Origin of the sequence: Curtobacterium sp. 1544 (assembly GCF_040544915.1) — a bacterium.
Classification (GTDB): Bacteria; Actinomycetota; Actinomycetes; order Actinomycetales; family Microbacteriaceae; genus Curtobacterium; species Curtobacterium pusillum_C.
Map to the genome: position 1 here is coordinate 30,695 of NZ_JBEPKX010000002.1, position 19,899 is coordinate 50,593.

The 19,899-nt window shown below is 65.0% G+C and carries 23 protein-coding genes; 4 read left to right on the forward strand and 19 right to left on the reverse strand.

Going from position 1 to position 19,899, the window contains the following annotated elements; all coding sequences use genetic code 11:
• Positions 1-36: 36 nt before the first annotated feature.
• The 9 genes from ABIC61_RS01685 to ABIC61_RS01725 form a co-directional block, all read right to left on the reverse strand.
• The gene (locus ABIC61_RS01685; RefSeq protein ID WP_354028575.1) at positions 37-762 is read right to left on the reverse strand and encodes a hypothetical protein; all 726 of its coding nucleotides are present in this window, start codon (positions 760-762) and stop codon (positions 37-39) included.
• A gap of 113 nt (positions 763-875) precedes the next feature.
• Positions 876-1,286 (reverse strand): hypothetical protein, encoded by a 411-nt coding sequence (locus ABIC61_RS01690; protein WP_354028576.1) that lies wholly within the window; start codon positions 1,284-1,286, stop codon positions 876-878.
• The gene (locus ABIC61_RS01695) at positions 1,270-1,698 is read right to left on the reverse strand and encodes a hypothetical protein (RefSeq protein ID WP_354028577.1); all 429 of its coding nucleotides are present in this window, start codon (positions 1,696-1,698) and stop codon (positions 1,270-1,272) included. The genes ABIC61_RS01690 and ABIC61_RS01695 overlap by 17 nt, the downstream gene beginning before the upstream one ends.
• A gap of 13 nt (positions 1,699-1,711) precedes the next feature.
• Positions 1,712-2,221, reverse strand: coding sequence for a hypothetical protein (locus ABIC61_RS01700; RefSeq protein WP_354028578.1), 510 nt, complete (start codon positions 2,219-2,221; stop codon positions 1,712-1,714).
• A 607-nt stretch (positions 2,222-2,828) separates the two neighbouring features.
• The gene (locus ABIC61_RS01705; RefSeq protein ID WP_354028579.1) at positions 2,829-3,011 is read right to left on the reverse strand and encodes a hypothetical protein; all 183 of its coding nucleotides are present in this window, start codon (positions 3,009-3,011) and stop codon (positions 2,829-2,831) included.
• A 171-nt stretch (positions 3,012-3,182) separates the two neighbouring features.
• Positions 3,183-6,890 carry a phage tail tape measure protein gene (locus ABIC61_RS01710; protein WP_354028580.1) on the reverse strand — a complete coding sequence of 1,236 codons (3,708 nt, stop codon included), beginning with the start codon at positions 6,888-6,890 and terminating at the stop codon, positions 3,183-3,185.
• A 481-nt stretch (positions 6,891-7,371) separates the two neighbouring features.
• Entirely contained in the window at positions 7,372-7,782 is a 411-nt protein-coding gene (locus ABIC61_RS01715) for a P27 family phage terminase small subunit (RefSeq protein WP_354028581.1), read from the reverse strand.
• A 96-nt stretch (positions 7,783-7,878) separates the two neighbouring features.
• A complete protein-coding gene (locus ABIC61_RS01720; protein WP_354028582.1) occupies positions 7,879-8,484 on the reverse strand; it encodes a hypothetical protein in 606 nt (201 codons plus the stop codon).
• On the reverse strand, positions 8,481-8,885 hold the full coding sequence (locus ABIC61_RS01725; protein WP_354028583.1) for an excisionase family DNA-binding protein: 405 nt from the start codon (positions 8,883-8,885) through the stop codon (positions 8,481-8,483). The genes ABIC61_RS01720 and ABIC61_RS01725 overlap by 4 nt, the downstream gene beginning before the upstream one ends.
• A gap of 44 nt (positions 8,886-8,929) precedes the next feature.
• On the opposite strand from ABIC61_RS01725, the gene ABIC61_RS01730 reads away from it, so the two are divergent.
• Positions 8,930-9,379, forward strand: a complete 450-nt coding sequence (locus ABIC61_RS01730) for a hypothetical protein (protein ID WP_354028584.1) — start codon at positions 8,930-8,932, stop codon at positions 9,377-9,379.
• Here ABIC61_RS01730 and ABIC61_RS01735 read toward each other — a convergent pair.
• From ABIC61_RS01735 to ABIC61_RS01760, 6 genes are all read right to left on the reverse strand, one after another.
• Positions 9,366-9,782 carry a hypothetical protein gene (locus ABIC61_RS01735; RefSeq protein WP_354028585.1) on the reverse strand — a complete coding sequence of 139 codons (417 nt, stop codon included), beginning with the start codon at positions 9,780-9,782 and terminating at the stop codon, positions 9,366-9,368. The two genes, ABIC61_RS01730 and ABIC61_RS01735, sit on opposite strands and share 14 nt — an antisense overlap.
• Positions 9,783-9,936: 154 nt before the next feature.
• Positions 9,937-10,992 (reverse strand): AAA family ATPase, encoded by a 1,056-nt coding sequence (locus ABIC61_RS01740; RefSeq protein ID WP_354028586.1) that lies wholly within the window; start codon positions 10,990-10,992, stop codon positions 9,937-9,939.
• Positions 10,989-11,291, reverse strand: a complete 303-nt coding sequence (locus ABIC61_RS01745) for a hypothetical protein (protein WP_354028587.1) — start codon at positions 11,289-11,291, stop codon at positions 10,989-10,991. Before ABIC61_RS01745 ends, ABIC61_RS01740 begins: the two co-directional genes overlap by 4 nt.
• A gap of 280 nt (positions 11,292-11,571) precedes the next feature.
• A complete protein-coding gene (locus ABIC61_RS01750; protein WP_354028588.1) occupies positions 11,572-11,796 on the reverse strand; it encodes a hypothetical protein in 225 nt (74 codons plus the stop codon).
• Entirely contained in the window at positions 11,796-12,158 is a 363-nt protein-coding gene (locus ABIC61_RS01755) for a hypothetical protein (protein WP_354028589.1), read from the reverse strand. Before ABIC61_RS01755 ends, ABIC61_RS01750 begins: the two co-directional genes overlap by 1 nt.
• A gap of 411 nt (positions 12,159-12,569) precedes the next feature.
• Positions 12,570-12,785, reverse strand: a complete 216-nt coding sequence (locus ABIC61_RS01760) for a helix-turn-helix transcriptional regulator (protein WP_354028590.1) — start codon at positions 12,783-12,785, stop codon at positions 12,570-12,572.
• A 128-nt stretch (positions 12,786-12,913) separates the two neighbouring features.
• Between ABIC61_RS01760 and ABIC61_RS01765 the strand changes: the two genes are divergently transcribed.
• The gene (locus ABIC61_RS01765; RefSeq protein WP_354028591.1) at positions 12,914-13,501 is read left to right on the forward strand and encodes a helix-turn-helix domain-containing protein; all 588 of its coding nucleotides are present in this window, start codon (positions 12,914-12,916) and stop codon (positions 13,499-13,501) included.
• Complete coding sequence (locus ABIC61_RS01770) at positions 13,476-14,570, forward strand: tyrosine-type recombinase/integrase (protein WP_354028592.1); 1,095 nt, start codon at positions 13,476-13,478, stop codon at positions 14,568-14,570. Before ABIC61_RS01765 ends, ABIC61_RS01770 begins: the two co-directional genes overlap by 26 nt.
• Here ABIC61_RS01770 and ABIC61_RS01775 read toward each other — a convergent pair.
• Both ABIC61_RS01775 and exaC read right to left on the reverse strand, forming a co-directional pair.
• A complete protein-coding gene (locus tag ABIC61_RS01775; protein WP_354028593.1) occupies positions 14,551-14,940 on the reverse strand; it encodes a DUF779 domain-containing protein in 390 nt (129 codons plus the stop codon). The genes ABIC61_RS01770 and ABIC61_RS01775 overlap by 20 nt on opposite strands.
• A complete protein-coding gene (exaC, locus tag ABIC61_RS01780; protein WP_354028594.1) occupies positions 14,940-16,481 on the reverse strand; it encodes an acetaldehyde dehydrogenase ExaC in 1,542 nt (513 codons plus the stop codon). The genes ABIC61_RS01775 and exaC overlap by 1 nt, the downstream gene beginning before the upstream one ends.
• Before the next feature lie 148 nt (positions 16,482-16,629).
• On the opposite strand from exaC, the gene ABIC61_RS01785 reads away from it, so the two are divergent.
• The gene (locus ABIC61_RS01785; RefSeq protein WP_186321863.1) at positions 16,630-17,169 is read left to right on the forward strand and encodes an HdeD family acid-resistance protein; all 540 of its coding nucleotides are present in this window, start codon (positions 16,630-16,632) and stop codon (positions 17,167-17,169) included.
• Positions 17,170-17,193: 24 nt separating this feature from the next.
• On the opposite strand, the gene ABIC61_RS01790 is transcribed toward ABIC61_RS01785, so the two are convergent.
• Complete coding sequence (locus ABIC61_RS01790) at positions 17,194-18,273, reverse strand: VIT1/CCC1 transporter family protein (RefSeq protein ID WP_354028595.1); 1,080 nt, start codon at positions 18,271-18,273, stop codon at positions 17,194-17,196.
• Between the two features lie 166 nt (positions 18,274-18,439).
• Positions 18,440-19,885: a pyruvate kinase gene (gene pyk, locus ABIC61_RS01795; protein WP_144749666.1), complete on the reverse strand. Its 1,446-nt coding sequence runs from the start codon at positions 19,883-19,885 to the stop codon at positions 18,440-18,442.
• Between the last annotated feature and the right edge of the window lie 14 nt (positions 19,886-19,899).

Here is a 19,899-nt window from a genome sequence, read left to right on the forward strand (position 1 = left end):
TGGCCTTGCCGAATGACGCTACCCAGGCTGCCTGCGTCATGTCGGCGGCAGCGCGTCCACTCCATCCATCGCCACTTCGAGGCGTTCCCTCAGTCGAGCAACGATTCGCTTCTGCGACGGCTCGAGCACGTCGAGCGCTTCTGTTGCGACCGCTGCGACGGTTCCAAGGCGGGTCAGGAGGACGCGCCGCTCGAGCAGATCGGCCGCGCGGCCTACCCCGATCCATTCGCGGAGCTTGTCGAGGTACGGCTTTTCGCGCTGCTCGAACCGCACTCGGGCATCCTCAGGCGAAATAAAATGGTCATTGCCGTCGTAGTCGGTGAGCGTCACCCCGTGGAGCAGGTGGAGGTTCGCCTCTCGTTCCTCCTGCTCGAGGGCGGTCAGCAGCCTTTGGGGGTGACGAGCCGCAGCGCCACGGCCGATGCTCTCTGTCGTCGGCCAGGGCACGGTGAGTTGCTGATCATGCATGAAGGCAGGCGCAGCTCGGAGCTCGTCCTGCGTCAGCCCAGACAGCCTCGCGAGCGCTGGTACGTCGTAGATAACAGACGTGCCGGCGCTGTCGGCGTTGAACTCAGCGATCTCCAGCGGTACGACTTTTATGAATACGTGCTCGGCGGTGCGGCGATCAAGGCGCGGGGGGTCCCATGCGGAGACCGCCCGGATTCTTCGGTCAAGCTCGACGTAGTCGTGTCGATCATCCCAGCGCACTTCAAGCCGGGATGGTGCGACCCAACGACGTTCTCCCTGCCACTGATCGTCCACGAGCTCGATGCGAACTCGGGGCGGACGCTTATCACCCATAACAAGAATCACGGCCTCATGGAACGCCGACGAAGATCTAGACGTTCGATAGGCCCAGTGCTCTCCAGGGCGCATCAAAGGCTTTCGGCAACCGCGATCTCGTCATCGTCTACGGGACCCAGAAGCCTGATCTCGCGATTCGGGGGCTCCTGCGAGATCGCGAAATCCATATCCATGAGCGCAGCCTGCGAAGCCAGGGCCCGACGGGCATTGTCATAAAGCGGGCGCAGATGGTGCTTCCGCGAGGAGGCCAGAGCAGCTTCATCTGAGGCTGTCTCGCGATTTGTAGGAGTGAGGCGCGCCAAGGAGGTAATCTGAGCCACGCCTCGCTCATTTGCGACATCCAGCGTGCCAATCAGGAATGCGCTGCCATCCCCCGCTGGGACGAGCGCAACATCCCAATCAAAAGATTCTTCGCTATCTAATGCTGTTCGATCAAGCAATGTCCGCTCGATTGAATAGCGCCCCCTATACGTGGACGCCATTATCGTCCTTCGAACGCAGAAGCGAGGAAATTATGTCTGTGTGGCTCCGCAAGAAATGTTCGCGACCAACTCGGCGGGAGGCGCGGGCAGCCAAAAGATCCTGCTCCCGCCTGTACCATTCAACAGGAGCCGGCGTTACACGGTAATGCACCACGATGTTCATCGCCGAAGCGAGCAGACGAAGTTCATTGAGGTTGACATCACGGTCGCCCTCGAACATCTCGCGGAGCATCTCAGGCTCAGCGCCGAGGCGATCAGCAAGCACGTCCAGGTCTGCGCGTGCATCGGCTAGCGCTGCAACGAGGGTCCTCATCAGATCCTCTTGGCTCTCTGCGTTACATGAAGCGGCGAAGGCGCGGAACTTTCGATCGAGCTCGACTCGGGCTCCCTGTCTTGTTGCAACATGGGTCATGAGGCCTCCTTCGTCATCGTTCCTGCCAGGCGTACGCCCGGTCTACAGCTTCGGCGATCGCTACGTCCTGCTCAGCGTAGCCATCATCGCTCGCTTCCTTGGTAGCCAGGTGGAGACCGAGCAGCGAACGTGGGTAGAGCGACGGCTCCGCGAGGTACAACCGCACCTCTCGGAGCTTGCGACCGAAGGCTGTCCCCCGACGCAAGATGGGTCGAAGTTCGATCAAGAAGCCCGTGTTCTCGATGACCTTGCCATCGGAAAGTGGGCCGCTAAGACGCACGGTGCCTTCTTCGGCCTTGGTTCTCAGTATCGACAACAGAGCCTTGAAGTCGTCGTATTCCGTCTCGGTGAGTTGTGGATCAAGCCGATTCGCCCAAAAGTCGTTCATCTCCTGGCGGAACTCCGCGATGTTGGGTCGAACCCACTCGTTCGCTGGCCTCCCGTCGTGATGAGCCACACCGTGGCTCACTCGCTCACCCACGGGCTGATGCGGGAAGAAGGAGCGTTGGGCGAGCGTGGTCATGAGTAGACCTGATCATCACACACTTTCTCTGCTGCGTGTCGGTGGTGCCCCGCAGACTCACTCCATGCCCGAGCATAAGTGGGCTCCCCCGGAGCATCCTGACGTCACCCTGCACCAGCCCGTGATGCTAGACGCAGTCACAGCCGGAGACCTTCGGACGATCGAGCCCGTCGGCCCGATCTGGGCTGACATCGCCTTCGTAGGCGTCGGGCCGCTGCACCTCAAGTGCTTCGCTGTAGCAGAATCGGAGTCCGCGGTGCTCGTGCAGACCGCGTGGCAGGGGCGCTTACAGCAAGTGCTCGTAGCTCGCGAGAAGGTCACGCGCCGCACCCTCGACCCACGGGCGCACTGATGGCCCGTAGACGTCGCGACAGGTGGACGCTGGGGCCGGCTTACTCACTGCCCGAGGCAGCGCGGGGCGGTCCCGATTACGACGTCACACCGCCAGACCCGGTGCTCGCATGGGTGCAGTTCCCGGACCGCATCCTCGAGCTTGAGGCGCACGTGATCGCCTTCACCGAGCGGGCGGTCCTAGCCGAATGGGGCTTCGCGCAAGCCGCTGAGTGCGCATGGCTTTGGCGAGACGCTGTGCGGAAGCGGCCTACTGCTACTCAGTGATGCGCTTCGGTGCGGTTTTGTTGTTCCAGTGCCCGGGCTTCCACTCTCCCGTTGTCTCGAAGTGCATTCGGGTCTTGTAGTGGTCGTTCAGGGCGCTGAGTACAGCTGCCTGAACGACCCAGTACGTGACGAAGATTCCGGTGATGAACAGGATGATGCCGAGTAGTCCCATGCCCTTAGTCTGAGGTGTACCCAAGAGGTTTGCAGTACCCCAGAAGGAGCGGGGCAGGTTGGAGATGACCTGCCCCGCTCGGCACCCGTCAGTCGAGTGGCGGTGAGCTTGTCGGCTAGATGCCCCGAATCCCACCAAGCGTGAACGACACCTGATCGGTTTCCAGCAGCATCAGGCGTACTCCGATCGTTCGCGGCGCTCGACCGCCTGCACGAACGCAGTCGGGTCGAGGTTGGTGAGGTGGTAATGCCGGTCGCCGGTCCGTACCGGGGTAGCAGTAGGCATGGCAGCAGCTGCGACCGGTGTCGGGTCCATATACCGGACGTTGCCGCCCTGGTTCATCGCCTCAAGCACGGCACGGTTCCGTGCAGTCGCAGCAGCGTTCATCACGAACTCACGTCCGTGAACAACACCCGCAACCTGCCCGGTTCCGTACGCGCCCGTGTACCCGCCAGACGCGAACCCCTTCAACCCGAAACTGCGGCCGATGATCGTCTGGATCGCCTTCGACTGCTTCGCGATCTGCGCCTCAAGAGACTTCGCGTTTTTGTCCGCCGCTGCGATCAGTGACTTGTAGTTCGCGTCCGCAACGGTCTGCCCAGCCTTCGTCGCCGTCGACTGGATCGACGCGTACGAAGCGTTGATCGACTTGATGTCCGACGCTGACGCAGCAGCCAACGAACGAGCCAACGGAAGACCCTCAGCAGTGCCCAAACTCGCGATCTCCGCAAGCAGGTCACCGCTGATGCCCTTCTTCGACAACGTGGTCAGCAGGTTCGCGAACTCCGTCACGTTCGCCGCCGACTTCGACAAGCCACGCTTCAACGACGACGCGGACCGGTAATCGCCAACATCGAACTTCCCGACCGCTGACGCCACCGACGACTTCAACGAATCCGCCGACGACCGCAAATCAGACAGCTTCGACGCTGCCGCCGACGACTGATCCGTCAGCTTCGACAGCGACGACTGGAACCGCAACGCCGCCATACCAACGTCGTTCCGCCAACGCGCCTTGTAGCTACTGTCATTCGCGATCGACATCAGCTGCGACACACCAGACAAGCCCGAGTAGTCGCCGTTGCGCCGCGAATACTCGAACTGCACGGCACCGCCGCCCGCGTACTTCCGGACCTGGCCACCGTTCGCGTACCGGCCGGCGTTCACACGGTCCAGGAACCCCGTCCCGTACTTCCGCACCGACGACGCCTTGATGACGTACTCGTTGTCGGAGAGCATCGCCGGGATCGAGTCGGACGTTTCCGACCCAGGCCCGCGAACATGACCGCCACCAGCCTTGAAAATCCCGACCGTGTTGTCAGCCGTACCCGTCGTCACACGGTTCGTGGTGATCGTGATCGTTTTCGATGATGGGAGGTTGTTCACGACATCGATGACGCTCTGCACGGCGGTCTTTGCGGCTGCAGTAGCTGCGTTGATCTGGGTGCGCTTCGCTGTTGGCAGAGCGTCCAACTGCGCCTTGTACGCGGAAGCAGAAGCACTTGCAGCCCCGGCGTTGTTCGTGAACAACGTTGCCCACGAGTCCGGCGTGCCCAGGATCTTATCCGCGTAATCCTCCGCAGCCTGCCCGGTGATGTTGTACTGGCCGAGCGCTGCGATGAGCGAGTTCCGCCCGGATTCCATCGCTGAAGTGGCCTGGTCCTGACTACCCGTCTGCTTGAGCAGGGCAGCGGCGTTGTTCTGCGCCGCCTGCGCGATGGCGTCAAGGGCCGCCTCGTTCGCTCGCCCCTTCTCAGTGGTCACGTCAAGCGAGGTGCCGTTGTCCTTCACGCTGGCCGACACGGCGTCGATGGCTGCTTCCAGATCACGCTGTGCGGCACGAGCGTCGAGCGTCGGAGACGTCAGATCCTTCAGCGCCTGCGACACGTCGTCGATGCTCGGTGCCGCCTCGCCGGCCGCCTCCTGCAGGGCGTTGAGCGCGTCGGCATTGTCCTGGGTGGGCTGCTTTGCGCCCTTCGCTGCGTCGGCGTACTGCCCCATCGCGAGCTTCACCAGGTTGGTGTCGTTCGCTGTGATCCCGAGGGCATCGGCCTGCGACACGAGCGCCGAGCGGTAGTCTCCGCCGATCGCGTCGACGAGCCGGTGCAGGCTCTTCTGCGTACCGTCCGTCTGGTCCGCGAGCAGCTTGAATGCGTGCACGGCCTTCGACGGGTCGGAGGACGCCAGCTGGCCCATTTCCTCATTGATGTCCCGGAGAGCGTTGACGCCCTGCGAGTAGTCGGTGTTGGTGAAGCGAGTGAGGATGGCCTGGAATCCGTTGTCGCTGTTGTGGGATGCGAACGCCTGCAGTGCGCCGTCGAGATCCTTCAGCTGGTCGCTGATGCTCGCCGTACCCGGGGACCAGATCATGCCCTTGCCGAGCGTGTCGTAGATCTCCTGCACGTTCTTCGCGGCCTGCAGGACATGCGTGACCTCACCACTGCTCGCCTTGAGCTTGGCAAGCTCGGTGTTGAGCAATGCGATCGCAGTGACACCCAAAGTCACTCCACCGACCCAGGGGCCTCCGAGGAAGCCGGAGACGGAGCCGAGCGCAGCGCGGCCCGTAATGCCGCTCTCGCGCAGCGCCGCCATTGCAGAGCGAAACTGCACGATCTTCGGGACGGCGAGCATGAGCCCACCGGCAAGAAGACTGGCCCCACCGACTACAGCTGTCGTGCCAAGCGCGGCAGCCTTCAGCGGTTCGGGCATCTGGTTGACTGCCTGAACGAACTGGGTGACGTTTTGCACCAGCGGCCGGAGCGCACTGGACGCGGAGCTGCCGGTGTCGATCAGACTGGACTGGACCGCCGACTGCAGCTTCTTCAGATCGCCGTTGAGGTTGTTGCTCTTCTTCGCAGCCTGGTCGATGGCATAGCCGGCGTCGTTGTTCTGGTCGATGTAGTCCTGGATGCCGTCAGCGCCCTCTTTGTAGAGGACCGTGGCAGCGCGCACCGCGTCAGAACCGAAGATCTGCGCGAGGGCCTGCTGGCGCTGGGCATCGCTGAGGGTGCCGAGCTTGTCGTGCAGTACCTGCGCGATGTTCGCCGCGCCGAGGAACTGGCCGTTGGCATCCTCGACGTTGATGCCGAGCGACTTCATCAGCTCGGACGATTCCTTGGACGGGTTCGCCAGCTGCTGCAGCATCGTCTTCAGCGACGTACCCGCATCGGAGCCCAGCAGACCAGCGTCAGCGAACGCCGACAGCACACCGGTCGTCTCTTCGATGCTGAAGCCGAAGTTGGACGCCACGAGGCCGGACTGGTTCAGCGCGTCACCAAGCTGATCGACACCACCGAGCGCCTTACCCGCACCGGCCGCCAGAAGGTCAGCAATGTGCGGGATATCCTTGCCCTGCAAGTTGAACTGCTTCATCGCGACGGACGCGATCTGCGTCGCCTTGCCGAGATCCAGGTTGTCCGATGCGGCCAGGGCGAGAACACCACTGAGACCGCCGCCCAGGATGTCCTTGGTCGCGACGCCCGCCTTGCCGAGCTCGATCTGCGCCTCAGTGACCTGAGTGGCCGTGTAGCCGAACGCTACGCCAGCAGTCAGTGCCTGGTTACGGAACTTGTCCATCTCAGACGCAGTGGCACCCGTTGCGGCCTGCACCTTGGACATCTGGGCGTCGAAATCCGCAGCCATTTTCGTGACCGCGAGCACGGAGGCTGTTGCGGCGGCACCCATGGTGAGGACGGCACCGCCGACCTTTTCGGCGGACTGCCCGACCTTCTCGAGCTTGTCTGACTCGTTCGCCGCAGCGGCAGTCGCCTTACGGACCTTCTCCATGCCCTGCACGTAGTTGGCGATGGACGCCTGGATGGTGACTTTCACCACTCTGTCTGCCAAAATGTTCTCCTTCGATAAGGAGAAATCAGGCACACCAAAACACTCACCCATACCCGGGCATGCCAAGATTTCTCTCGTTCATGCCCGGGTAAACCGGCGGGCTAGATTGCTACTTCAATTGTCTCATTGCATTCACCGGATCAATCGAGCCGCCGCAACCATTCCTCGAACGATTGCCGCAATTCGTGATCCCGCGGCGAATCGTTGCCCACTTCTTCCGTTGAAGTCGAGTCGTTAGGGCCAACCAGTGTGAAGACGGTCCTTTCCGACCCTCGGTTCCACCCAGAGGGACGCACAGCGGGCAGCGGATGCACCGGGCAATCCGCGGGGTGGACGAGCGCCCTGCGTGCTGCACGGGCCGCGAACGCTGCGCCAGGGATGTCAGTCGCCCCAGCACGTTGCGCTGCACGCCACGCCCTCAGACGTTCCAACGAACAGCGCCCGGGCCAGTCAGCCTCAACGAACTCCAGCAACCAAGGAGGGCCGCTAGCCCCTGCTGACCTATGCCGAGGCATCAGCGCATCCCGTAGACACCGCGCACCTTGCGTGCCGCCGGCAGGTTGTCGTCCTCGAGCGGCGGAATGCCGAGAGTTGCCAGCAACCGCGCCAGCGTGAGGCGCTGCTGCCGAGCCTCCCCCACACCCGGGTGCACTCGCGAGCCTTGCGGTGAGGTGATCATCAGCCCATCAGCCTTCACCGCAGCATCGAGCTCGACGATTCGATCCCGAGTGCGACAAGCCTCTTCGAGCATCGCCAGCTCGTGCTGAGCCCACTCGAACTCCGACGTGCCGGCATCCCAAAGACGACGCCCCGCGGCATTCAAACCGCGGGGCGTCCGTACTGCACTTTCAGTGTCGTTTGAATCAGTCACTTCCGCTCCAATCCTGAGCAGCAGCAAGCGCAGGGCCAACCGTTCTGCGGTCACGGAGAGAGACGCGCCCGCCCCGGAGGTACCGGTTGATACAAGGGTAGGTACAACCCCCACCCCTTGCCGTCGACATGTGCTGATACAAGTTGGCCATCAGTCGACTGCTCCGGCTGCCTCTTCGATCATCGAGTCCGAAAGTGCGCGGATCTCGTTGGGCTTGTCGGCCTGGAACACGAAGTCGTTGAAAGCATTCTGCAGACTCTGCCCTGCACCTTCGTCGCCGTAACGGATGTCCCACAGCTCCTGCGCCTTCGCTTCAAGCGTGGTGTGATCCTCGAGGTACCGGTTGATGACGTCAACCTCGCCGTCGTTGTAAGCCTTGGCGAGGATGGCCTTGGTGAGAATGCTGTCGTTGCTGAGTGCGGCGGTTTTGTAGAGCGCGGTCAGCGCCGCACCGTCTTCGGCGCGGCTGACGCGATCGAGTGCGTCGCGGTACGACAGCGTGTCGGAGGTGGAGGCGTACTTCGGGAGTCCGAACATCTCTGCTTCGAGGGTGGCTCGTCGGGTGCCGAGTGCCCCGTCGCGTTCGTCGCGCAGCTTGCCGAGCTGGTGGTTGGTGTCTCGGTAGAGCTTGGCGATGGCCTGCTGCTTGGCTTCGGGTGTGAAGCGTCGGTCGTTGCGTATCTCTTCGACGCGACGCTGATACGCCTGACGGGTAGTCTCAGCCAGCTCGTGCTGCTTGGTTGTCGGAGTCGTCATACTGATCCCTTTCGTGCTTTGAAGTGTGCGAGTTGTTCGCGATTGATTCGGTAGGCGCGACCGACCGTCGTCGCCTGAAGACGGTTCTCGCGGATTGCCTTGCGTATTGCACGGTCTGTCATCGCGAGGGCATCAGCTGCTTGCTTCGTGCTGAGCCATTCCAATTGTGCGGTAAGTTCCGGCTTCGCTGCACTTTTGGTTCCGGTTGCGGCATTTCTCCACGACAGCGCAGCGACCTTCAGTGCAATGAGCGTTTGATCAACTTCCGCATCTTCACCGCGGTGTGTTTGGTGATAGCTATCGAGTTCGGCGTAGCGAATCAGCCAGGCTGCCGCGCGCGCGGACACAAGCACGACTGGGCCGTCCGTACCGTGGACGAGTTCACGCGCCTGCCGATTCATGAGAGTTCCTTACATGGCAGCAGGATTGACCGACAGAGCTGCTCGTGACTCTCGCAACTTGCACCGTCCTCGCGACGGTGGTCCCAGTTCTTCTCCTTGGCGTCGCACTCGAGGGCCGTTCGACCAGGGCCCGGCTTCGCATCAGCGCCTTCTATGCCATCACCGTCGGCGTGACCATCGTTGCTGCCCTTGCCTTGATCGTGATGGTCACGGTGGGAGCGAACTGGTCCGGTATCGGCCCGGAACTGGCTCCAGTTGCCTGGTTTCTCTTCGGCATCGTGATTGTCGGCACGACGCTCTTCCTCACCTGGCTGGTGAGCGGTTATGAGCGGGAAGCGCGAGCCGCCGAGCGCAAGCGCGTCGCGAAGGAGGCGGCCGAGAAGGAGGCGGCTGACAAGGAGGCGGCGAAGGCTGCTGCGGAGGCTGCTGCTCAGAAGCTGACGGGGTTCGACAAGGTCCTGGGACTTCTCACCGGGCACCTCAAGAAGAAGTAGCATCCTGGTCACCCGTCGTCTGCTCGAGCGTGGCCCACCACGCTCGAGCTGCGGCGCGCATGTCGAAGCCAGTGGAGTCCGTGACCTTATAAGCGGGCTCGAGGTAGAGCATCGCGAGGTGCAGCAGCGCCCCATAGAGAACGTCCGGCCAGGCGTCGGGACCGAGCTTGGCCGATGCGATTGCATGGTGATCGACGACGACCCGCACCGTACGGTCGGGATCGTCGGTGACAGTTGCGATTTGGGATGCGAGGGCGTAACCGGCGAGGCTGATCGATCCGGCTCCAACGACGGTGCTCGGGATGCCTTCGCTGTCTTCGTAGAGCTGGGTGAGCATCTTGTTTCCGGCTGTCTCGAGCTCTTCGAGATAGGTCTTGAGCCAGTTGCTGCTTGTGTCTGTCATGGCTACTCCTGACGGTCGTGGTGCAGCCCGAAGGCTGGGTGGTTGAGGCGCGGGCACGTCTCGTCGTGCTCGAGAACGGCGTGGGCTACGCCGGGGCCAGAGATGTCGATGACTGCGGCGGCAGAGCAGTCGGGGCACGCGACGGTGATCGGGTTCATGCGACGCCCTCGAACACGTCGCTCCCGTAGCGGGTGTTAGAACCGTTAGAAGTGTTAGAACCCTCTTCGGAACTAACAGATCTAACGGAACTAACAGGGCCGTAGAGGCCTCGCGCTGGCTTCGTGATGCGCTTGGCGTCGACCGCGCGCTTGAGGTAGACGTCGAGCTGCGTCGTTGGGATCGTCGGCAGCAAGTGCTGGATCTCCTGACGAGAGACGGGGGCGTCTGCCTGGTAGATGACGCCGATGATGTCCGCCATCCGATCTCCTACTCCCGCGGACACCTTGAGCGCGTCAGCGGCAGCCCTGGCAGCTTCCAACCCTCCCCCGTTGAGCGCCCACGCTCCCGAGTCGGACAGGAGCAGGGCGTACTCACCCTCCCTCGCATCACGGGACGTGACATGCAGCGTGGCGCTCTGCTCCTGGCGCTCGCGTCGCAGCACGAGCACGGTGTCGGCAGCACCGGCGATGCCTTGAGTGCCGCTCACAGCGTCCAGGAAGTCCGCTCCACCGCTCTTCCGTGTGTGGTGGACGATGATGAGGGACGAGCCCGGTTCAGCGTCCGTCGTCGCCTTGAGCGCGCCGAGGAAGTCATAGTCGGCGGCGTACTGCGACTTCGTTGCTGCGGTACTCGGCAACACCTTGCCGAGCGTGTCGAGGATGACCACGGGGTTCTGGTCAATGTTCCGCGAAATGAACTCCTTGATCGCGGGGATCACCTGACCGCCGTCGAGTGCCGTGACGAACTCGAGTCGCGGGGTAACCACCTCCGGGTTGAGAGTGCGGATGCGCTGCTGCAGCCGGCGCGGACCGTCCTCGAGGGCGAGGTACAGCACAGGTCGAGGTGCACCAGTGGGCACGCCGCCAAGGGCTTTCTCACCGACGTGGAGCGAGAGCGCAAGCCCGAGTACCAGCCAGCTCTTGCCGATCTTCGGTGCTGCAACGAGCAAGGTCATTCCTTCGGGGATGATGCCGGGGATGACGTACTGAGTGGGTGGGAACTCCTGCTCCATCAGCCATCGGGCATCGAAGTTGGTCGGGGGTCGGGTCATGGGGTCTCCTTGTCGGAGTAGATCTGGGTGCGGATTTCGGCCGCTCGTCTGGCCGCGGCTTCAGCGCCGCGATGCTTTTGCGCCTCGAGGAAGACCTCGATGCGTTGGTGGTCTCGTGATGGCGGGCGGCGGCAAACTTCGGCGTAGAGCCGGTCGGCGTCGTCGTTCGCTCGGTCAACTTCGGTTTGCCGCGATGCGCTGCCTTGCTCGAACGCGAACACGTAGAACTGCGTCAGCGATGGCGGTAGCTGCCGGAGCTCCACCGCACCTGCGGCGAGATCGATCGCGAGTTGGTGCATGTATCGCTCGGCGTGCGGGCTGAGGGTGATGTGGTCCGGGTACGAGAAAGCCCCCTCGTCCTCGCGGTGAGGATCTGGGGGCTTCCTGGTTCCGGACTGGCCTACGGCCACTCAGACGGCTCCGGCCGTTCGGCGTCTTGTGCCGCTTCGAGCAAGCTGATCGCTAGCCGTCGTGCTTGGTCTCCCGCGAGCTCGGTGAGCGGGCGTTCTGCTCGGACACCGACAATGCCGTTGACCGCGAGGACGGAGAACCCGTCGACCGTGGTCTTCCCGGCGGCCATCAGGCAGCCACCAGCAGGGTTGGAGCAGGCAGTGGGGCAGTGAGCGGTGACGTCCGCAAATCGCTAACGCGCGCGATGAGAGCATGAGCGAGCCGAAGCGCTTCAGAGGCCGTCAGCACGATCGAGTAGCCGTCGCTGAATTGGCTCGGCTGAGCATCGATGATGACTTCCGCGCGGCCGGTCAGGGTCATGTCTACTTCGACGAGCTTGGTCACGTCGTCCATCAGGCAACCTCACCATCGACGCGCTCGAACTTGCCTGTGATGACGCCCTCCCACGGGTCCACCGAGTAGCCGACGAGCTTGTAGAGGCCGACGTAGGTCTGAATGAACGCGTTGGGCAGCGCAACCTCGTCGTCGGGGTCGTCGCCCCACTGGTAGCCCGGAGTTGTCAGCTGCTGGTACTCCCCCGGCGTCAGGTGGCCCCAGGTGGTTGAGTCCGGCATCGCCACGATCTCTTCTGCGTTGTCCTCGTAAGTGCGGTGCTGTGTGATGACCCTGTAGAGGTTGTTGGGGTCAGCCTGCTTCCACTGCTTGTGGTGCCATCCCTTCAGCTCGAGAACGGCCGTGCCGACTCGTGACGCCACTGCGTCCCCCGAAGGGGCGCTAGCGGGGATGTCAGTGGGACGTGAGATGATCGTGTTGTTGAGAGACAATGTCTTCGGTCCTTCGGTTTCGTGATGGTTACTGGTTGGACTTGGCCCCGGGTGTTGGCGCACCTGGGGCTTTCTTCTTGAGACGGGCACGGACGTTTCGTCCCCGTCGGGTCTCCTTGGTCTCGGCTTGGCGTCCGAGGAACTTCAGGAGTTCCAGGGCAAGGCTCGAGTCGAGCAGCACCGTGACGGGCTGCTTCTCGTCGCGCCAGGGGCCGACAAGTTTCCAGTCGGCGTGCGGCGACCAATCGGCACCACTCAGGATGTTCCTGATGGCTTGTTCGCCGGTCGGGTCGCCGTAGGCGGGGGGCGCGAGGCTTTCGTCGATCGCGCGGTCTGGGAGATTCAGGACACTTCCCGGAACTGCTCGTCCAGCCAGGCAGCTACCTCGTCGGCGTCGAACGTGATCCGCCCTCCAACCTTCGCGTGCGGAGGTGCGGAGTTCTGCGCGATCATCCAGCGCAGCTGCGAATCAGACTTGCGCAGGGCCTCAGCCGTCTCGCTGAGTGTCATGAGCCGCCGAAGCTTCGGTGTCGGCAGGCTTGGGGCGGTCGGGTTCATGCTCGATCCTTATGGTGTGAGAGTGTCAACGCTGACGTGATTCCACAGTAGCACGTGATTTGCGAGTACGTGGTGATGGGATCCAAATCGTGTTGTCGCGTACGGCCTCTTGCTGTACCGTCGAGCACATGGCAGCCAGCGACAAGCAGATCGGGCAGAACCTCCAGCAGCTCCGGGGTGCGCGCTCCCAGAAGGACATTGCCGAAGCGATGACCGAACTCGGCTGGAAGTGGTCGCAAACCACGGTCTGGTCAGTTGAGCAGGGCAAGCGCCCCCTGCGACTTGCCGAAGCAGAGGACCTGGTTAGGGTCCTCGACCTGCAGAGCATTGTGAGCATCACTGCGCCGGCGGGCGAGTTCGAGTATCTGGTCACTCAGACTCAGCTCCAACAGGCCCAACGCGAACTCGTGCTGCAAGCCGAGAAGGTCCTTCGGTTGCAGCGCCAGATGGTCGAAGAGCTGAACCAGATGCCCACAACCACGCTCGACGAGCGGGCGGTGCGTGGACTCGAGTGGGACCTTCGGGAGACTCCGGTGGAGTTGGTTTACGACCTTGCCAAAGAACACCTGCCAATGGTTCGATCCTTGGCCGACCAGGGCGGACCGTTCGGTAGGGCACTGCTTGAGGGGATCGAGAAAACGGAGCTGACGCGCGCCAACGACGTGCAGTTCACGTTCGGAGGGGCATCTGATGGCGAGCATCCGACAGCGCAGTAATGGATCGTGGCGAGCCCGCTACCGCGACGACGAGGGTAAAGAACACGCAAGGCACTTCCCCCGGAAGCGCGATGCGCAGGACTGGCTCGATGGCATCGCTTCATCCCGCCGAACCGGCACCTACGTCGACCCCTCCTCATCGCGCCTCACCCTGCAGGCGTTCTACGCGGACTGGGCTCCACGCCAGGTTTGGGCAACCGGAACCCGGATCGCCGCGGACCGCGCCATCTCGTCCTGCGACTTCGCGGCAGTTCCGTTCGGCAAGCTTCGTCGCTCCCACGCGGAAGCATGGGTGAAGGCAATGCAGACCGAGCTCGCGGCATCGACGATCCGCACTCGCGTGAAGTACGTGCGAGGCGCTCTGCGATCCGCAGCCCTTGACCGTGTGCTCTCCGAGGACCCGACAGATGGCTTGAAGTTGCCGGCGGTGAGGAAGCTCGAGCACACGATGCGCATCCCCACGCCTTCGGAGGTAGTGGCCATCCGCGCAGCCGCTGAGCCATTCCTGCGCCCCCTGCTGGATCTCATGGCATACGCAGGCCTTCGAATCGGAGAGGCCTCGGGCGCACAAGTCGGTGACATCGACTGGATGCGTCGTAGCGTGCACGTCGCACGGCAAGTGCAGAACCGTCCTGGAGCGCGTGAAATCTGCGCGCCGAAGCACGGGAGCGAGCGGACCGTCCCTGTGCCCTCAGCGCTCACCGAGCGGCTCGCAGAGGCCGTCAGTGACTCGGGAGCGTTCGGCGCGGAAGGCTGGTTACTTCCGGGCGATCCGCCGTCACCCAACGCCCTGAGGCGTTGGTTCGAGAAGGCGTGCCACGCGGCAGGCGTCGCCGGGGTCAGTCCGCATGATTTTCGTCACTTCTACGCCTCAGGCTTGATCCGTTCCGGCCTTGACGCCGTATCAGTCGCGCGCGCCATGGGGCACGCCTCCCCGACCATCACCCTCTCGATCTACGCGCACCTGTTCCCCGATGCTGCGGACCGGACCCGGGCCGCAGCCGCCGAGTTGATGGCGGCTGGGCCGGATTCTGCGGACTATTTGCGGACTACTGCCGCTGAGGCATGAGCCCAAGATTGCCCAACTCGTCGTCTGTAAGCATCCTCGAACGAGTCAAGAACCGCTTGCCCTCGGGGACCTCGAGGGAGAACCCCGCGCCACGACCGTCCACGACGTCGATCGTGAGGTGGGTGTACTTCCAGTACTCGAACTGGGACTTCGACATGTACACCTCGATCGGCTCGATCCCGGGGACGTCCAGCGCGCCGAGGAGCACGTCGCCGGAACCGGTCGTGAACATGCCGACGGGGTAGCACATCGGGCTGGAGCCGTCGCAGCACCCGCCCGACTGGTGGAACATGAGCGAGCCGTGCCGGGCGGCGAGGGAGCGCAGGAGCTCCCCCGCCGCCGGCGTGACCGCCACGCGGTCGGTGCTCATCAGAAGAAGCCCATCGGACCCTCGGCGTAGGACACGAGCAGGTTCTTCGTCTGCTGGTAGTGCTCGAGCATCATCTTGTGGTTCTCACGCCCGATGCCGGACTGCTTGTACCCGCCGAACGCCGCGCCGGCCGGGTACTGGTGGTAGGTGTTCTCCCACACGCGTCCCGCCTGGATGTCCCGCCCGGCGCGGTACAGCGTGGTCGCCTCGCGGCTCCACACCCCGGCGCCGAGACCGTACAGCGTGTCGTTCGCGATCGAGATGGCCTCGTCGTACCCGCTGAAGCTGGTCAGGGCGAGGACCGGGCCGAAGATCTCCTCCTGGAAGATCCGCATCGAGTTGTCGCCCTCGAAGACGGTCGGGGTGACGTAGTACCCGCCGGACAGCTCACCGCCGAGGTCCGCACGCTCGCCGCCGGTCAGGAGCTTCGCGCCCTCCTGCTTCCCGATGTCGATGTAGCTCAGGATCTTCTCGAGCTGGTCGTTGGAGGCCTGCGCGCCGATCATCGTCGACAGGTCCAGCGGGTGGCCCTGCTTCACGGCGCGGACCCGGTCGAGGCCGTCGGCGACGAAGCCGTCGTAGATCTCCTTCGCCACGAGTGCCCGGGACGGACACGTGCACACCTCGCCCTGGTTGAGGTTGAAGAACGCGAAGCCCTCGAGCGCCTTGTCGTAGAAGGCGTCCTTGTCCTGGGCGACGTCCGCGAAGAACACGTTCGGGCTCTTGCCGCCGAGCTCGAGCGTCACCGGGATGAGGTTCTGGGACGCGTACTGCATGATCAGTCGGCCGGTGGTGGTCTCACCGGTGAACGCGACCTTCCGGATGTCCGGGTGCTGCGCGAGGGGCGCGCCGACCTCGATGCCGAAGCCGTTCACGACGTTCAGCACGCCGGCCGGCAGGAGGTCCTCGATCAGGTCGATGAGCACGTGGATCGACGCCGGCGTCTGCTCGGCCGGCTTCAGGACGACGCAGTTGCCCGCGGCGAGGGCCGGCGCGAGCTTCCACACCGCCATCAGGATCGGGAAGTTCCACGGGATGATCTGGCCGACCACGCCGAGCGGTTCGTGGAAGTGGTACGCCACGGTGTCGTGGTCGATCTCCCCCGTCGATCCCTCCTGCGCGCGGATCGCTCCGGCGAAGTAGCGGAAGTGGTCGATCGCCAGCGGGATGTCGGCGCCGATGGTCTCGCGGATCGGCTTGCCGTTCTCCCACGTCTCGGCGACCGCCAGGGCCTCGAGGTTCTGCTCCATCCGGTCGGCGATCTTGTTGAGGATCCCGGCGCGCTCGGCGACGCTCGTCCGCCCCCAGGCCGGGAACGCCTTCCACGCGGCCTCGACCGCGCGGTCGACGTCGGTGGAGTCACCGCGGGCGATCTCCGTGAACACCTTGCCGGTGACGGGCGTCGGGTTCTCGAAGTACTGGCCACCGGCCGGCGGGACGTACTCGCCACCGATGAAGTGGTCGTACCGGGAACGGTACGAGACGAGCGAGCCCTCCTCGCCGGGGGCGGCGTAGGTGGTGGGCGAGGGTGCGATGGTCATGGTGGACACCTTTCGACGACTCTGTCGGGGCGCTGGGTCCGCGCCTGCCCGCACGCTACGTCCGGCCACGTTGCATCCGGTTGCACGAACCGACCTCGGCGACGGCAGGTACCGTCGAACCGAGCAGTTCTGACAGGGAGGAGTGCTCGTGGACTCTCGTGCCGTCCGCACGTTCCGCGTGTTCGTCATCGTCACCGCGGTCGTCGCGATCGCCCTCGGGGTGGTCGCGATCGTCTGGCCGCGTCCGTCGCTGGTCGTCGTCGCGCTGCTGTTCGGCGTGTACCTCGTCGTCGCCGGCGCGCTCCGCGTGTTCGCAGCCGTCCGGGGACACGGGACCCCACCGGTCTGGCGGTGGACCTCGGGGATCGTGGGTGCGCTCGTCGGCGTCGCGGGCCTGGTGACGCTGCTCGACCCCGCGATACCGCTCGTGGTCTACGCCGTGCTCGCGGGGATCGGGTTCATCGTCGAGGGGATCGCCTCGCTGGTCGGCGGCTTCGTCGGGCACCCAGGGTCGTCACGCGTCCCGACGATCGTCAGCGCGGTGCTCTCGATCCTCGGTGGCGTGGTCGTCCTCGTCGCACCCGGGCTCGCGCTGACCGTGTTCATGGTGTTCTCCGGCATCGCGCTCATCGTCGTCGGTGCCGCGGCGCTCCTGCTCCTGCCCCCGCGGGCCGCGGTCCGGCGCTAGGCACTGCCCGTTGGTGCTGCCTGTCTAGGCACTGCCCGTCCCGAACAGCAGGCCGAGACCGTAGGTGACGGCCGCGGCGCCGAAGCCGATGGCGAGCTGCCGCAGCGCCCGACGGATCGGGGACGCTCCGCTGAGCACGCCGACCACCGCACCGGTACCGAGCAGCGCGATGCCGACGAGCGCTGCCGCCACGGCGATGGCCGCCCAGCCCTGCAGTCCGAACAGGTACGGCAGCACCGGGATGATCGCACCGGAGGCGAAGAAGCAGAAGCTCGAGATCGCCGCGCTCATCCCGTTGCCGATCGCCTCGTGGTCGTCCGCCGACGCCGGAGCCGTCACCGTGGCACCACCGAGGACCTCGTCCGCGTGGGTCTGCGCGTCCGACTCGCTCATGCCCCGCGCCCGGTAGACCAGGGCGAGTTCGTTCGCGTCGACGTCGAGGTCCGCCACGGCCCGGCCCGCCTCGGGGTGCGGCGCGGACGCCGTCAGCAGTTCGCGCTGCGACCGGACGGACACGTACTCCCCCGCCCCCATCGACAAGGCGCCGGCGAGCAGTCCGGCGATGCCGCTCAGCAGCACGAAGTGGCGGTCCGCGCCGGACGCACTGACGCCGATGATGAGTGCGAGGTTCGACACCAGCCCGTCGTTCGCGCCGAAGACCGCCGCCCGGAAGGTCCCCGAGAGCCGCATCCGACCGCGGTTCGCGAGGCCACGGACGACCTCGCCGTGGATCCGCTCGTCGGCCGCCATGCTCGCGGTCGCGTCGGCGTCGTCGGCGTACGGCGAACGGTCCTCCGCACGCTGCATGAGCGCGAGGACGAACACCGACCCGAACCGTTTCGCGAGTGCGGCGAGCACCCGGGTCCGGAGGCTCCCCCGCTGCGGTCGTCCGACGTCGTCCCCGAGGAGGTCCAGCCAGTGCTGCTCGTGACGCCCCTCGGCATCGGCCAGGGCGGACAGGATCTCGCGTTCCTCGCCGGACCGACGGGCGGCGAGGTTCCGGTACACGGCTCCCTCCGCACGTTCGTCGGCGAGGTAGCGGCGCCAACGGCGCACGTCGGCGCGCTGCGCCGTGGATCCGGTCTGGAGGCTCACACCGGCCATCCTGCCGCCTCCGGCCGACGTCGGGCCGGGTCCACGGCGTTCTGTGGACGCGGCAGGTCGGGTCGCGACGTGTGGAGGGAGAACGCGACGGGGCGCGGACCGGCGGCCGACGACGCTGCTGCGCCGCGCCTCCAGTCCGCGCCCCGTCGGACGTCGGACGCTGGGATCAGTCCCGCACGTAGGCCGGTGCGGCCTCGGCGTGCGCGTCACCGACGCGGTGCACGCGGAGGTCGTTCGTCGACCCCTCGATGCCGGGAGGGGACCCCGCCGTCACGATGACACGGTCGCCGGGGGCGGCCAGGCCGTTCTCGAGCAGGACGTCGTCCACCTGCGAGAAGAGCTCGTCGGTGTGGGTCTTGCGGTCCACGAGGAAGGAGCGGACGCCCCAGGTGAGCGCCATGCGGCGGCGCGTCGCCTCGTTCGGGGTGAACGCGATGATCGGCAGGCCGTGGCGCAGGCGCGACATGCGTCGGGCCGAGTCGCCGGACTCCGTGAAGACGCAAAGGTACGAGGCCTCGGTGAACTCGGCGATCTCGACGGCGGCGAGGGTGATGGCGCCACCGAGCGTGCGCGGCTTCGTGCCGAGGGGCGCGATGCGCTCGAGGCCGTGGTCCTCGGTCGACTCGACGATGCGGGCCATCGTGCGGACGGTCTGCACCGGGTACTCACCAACGCTGGTCTCGCCGGAGAGCATGACCGCGTCGGCACCGTCGAGGACGGCGTTCGCGACGTCGGAGGTCTCGGCGCGGGTCGGGATCGGCGACGAGATCATCGACTCGAGCATCTGCGTCGCGACGATGACCGGCTTCGCCATGCGGCGGGCGAGCTCGACGGCGCGCTTCTGCACGATCGGGACCGCCTCGAGCGGGAGCTCGACGCCGAGGTCACCGCGGGCGACCATGATGCTGTCGAACGCGTCGATGATCTCCTCGAGCGCATCGACGGCCTGCGGCTTCTCGATCTTCGCGATGACGGGGAGGCGCTTGCCCTCCTCGTCCATGATCTCGTGGGCACGCTCGACGTCGGCGGCGTTGCGCACGAACGACAGGGCGATGAGGTCGGCGCCCTGACGGATGCCCCAGCGGAGGTCCGCCTCGTCCTTCTCGCTCAGCGCGGGGACGTTGACCGCGACGCCGGGCAGGTTGATGCCCTTGTTGTTCGACACGGTGCCGCCGACGACGACCTCGGTGCGGACGCGGACGCCGTCGGTGTCCAGCACGCGGAGGCGGACACGGCCGTCGTCGATGAGCAGCGGGTCGCCGGGCTTGACGTCCTGCGGGAGGCCCTTGAACGTCGTGCCGCAGATCTCCTTCGAGCCGGGGACGTCCTCGGTGGTGATCGTGAACACGTCGCCGACCGCGAGGTCGTGCGGGCCGTCGGCGAACTTCGCCAGGCGGATCTTCGGACCCTGCAGGTCGACGAGGATCGCGACGGGCTTGCCGAGCTCCTCGGCGGCGCGACGGACGTTCACGTAGTTGGCCTCGTGGACGCTGTAGTCACCGTGGCTGAGGTTGAGGCGGGCGACGTCGACGCCCGCTTCGATGATCTCCTTGACGGTCTCGTACTCCGACGTTGCCGGTCCGAGCGTCGAAACGATCTTTGCGCGTCTCAATGGATTCCTTCGTG

Coding starts and splice junctions, on each gene's coding strand:
- ABIC61_RS01690 (WP_354028576.1), bottom strand. CDS start 1,286: ATGGCGTCCACGTATAGGGGGCGCTATTCAATCGAGCGGACATTGCTT.
- ABIC61_RS01695 (WP_354028577.1), bottom strand. CDS start 1,698: ATGACCCATGTTGCAACAAGACAGGGAGCCCGAGTCGAGCTCGATCGA.
- ABIC61_RS01700 (WP_354028578.1), bottom strand. CDS start 2,221: ATGACCACGCTCGCCCAACGCTCCTTCTTCCCGCATCAGCCCGTGGGT.
- ABIC61_RS01705 (WP_354028579.1), bottom strand. CDS start 3,011: ATGGGACTACTCGGCATCATCCTGTTCATCACCGGAATCTTCGTCACG.
- ABIC61_RS01720 (WP_354028582.1), bottom strand. CDS start 8,484: ATGACGACTCCGACAACCAAGCAGCACGAGCTGGCTGAGACTACCCGT.
- ABIC61_RS01725 (WP_354028583.1), bottom strand. CDS start 8,885: ATGAATCGGCAGGCGCGTGAACTCGTCCACGGTACGGACGGCCCAGTC.
- ABIC61_RS01735 (WP_354028585.1), bottom strand. CDS start 9,782: ATGACAGACACAAGCAGCAACTGGCTCAAGACCTATCTCGAAGAGCTC.
- ABIC61_RS01740 (WP_354028586.1), bottom strand. CDS start 10,992: ATGACCCGACCCCCGACCAACTTCGATGCCCGATGGCTGATGGAGCAG.
- ABIC61_RS01745 (WP_354028587.1), bottom strand. CDS start 11,291: ATGCACCAACTCGCGATCGATCTCGCCGCAGGTGCGGTGGAGCTCCGG.
- ABIC61_RS01750 (WP_354028588.1), bottom strand. CDS start 11,796: ATGGACGACGTGACCAAGCTCGTCGAAGTAGACATGACCCTGACCGGC.
- ABIC61_RS01760 (WP_354028590.1), bottom strand. CDS start 12,785: ATGAACCCGACCGCCCCAAGCCTGCCGACACCGAAGCTTCGGCGGCTC.
- ABIC61_RS01765 (WP_354028591.1), top strand. CDS start 12,914: ATGGCAGCCAGCGACAAGCAGATCGGGCAGAACCTCCAGCAGCTCCGG.
- ABIC61_RS01770 (WP_354028592.1), top strand. CDS start 13,476: ATGGCGAGCATCCGACAGCGCAGTAATGGATCGTGGCGAGCCCGCTAC.
- ABIC61_RS01775 (WP_354028593.1), bottom strand. CDS start 14,940: ATGAGCACCGACCGCGTGGCGGTCACGCCGGCGGCGGGGGAGCTCCTG.
- exaC (WP_354028594.1), bottom strand. CDS start 16,481: ATGACCATCGCACCCTCGCCCACCACCTACGCCGCCCCCGGCGAGGAG.
- ABIC61_RS01790 (WP_354028595.1), bottom strand. CDS start 18,273: ATGGCCGGTGTGAGCCTCCAGACCGGATCCACGGCGCAGCGCGCCGAC.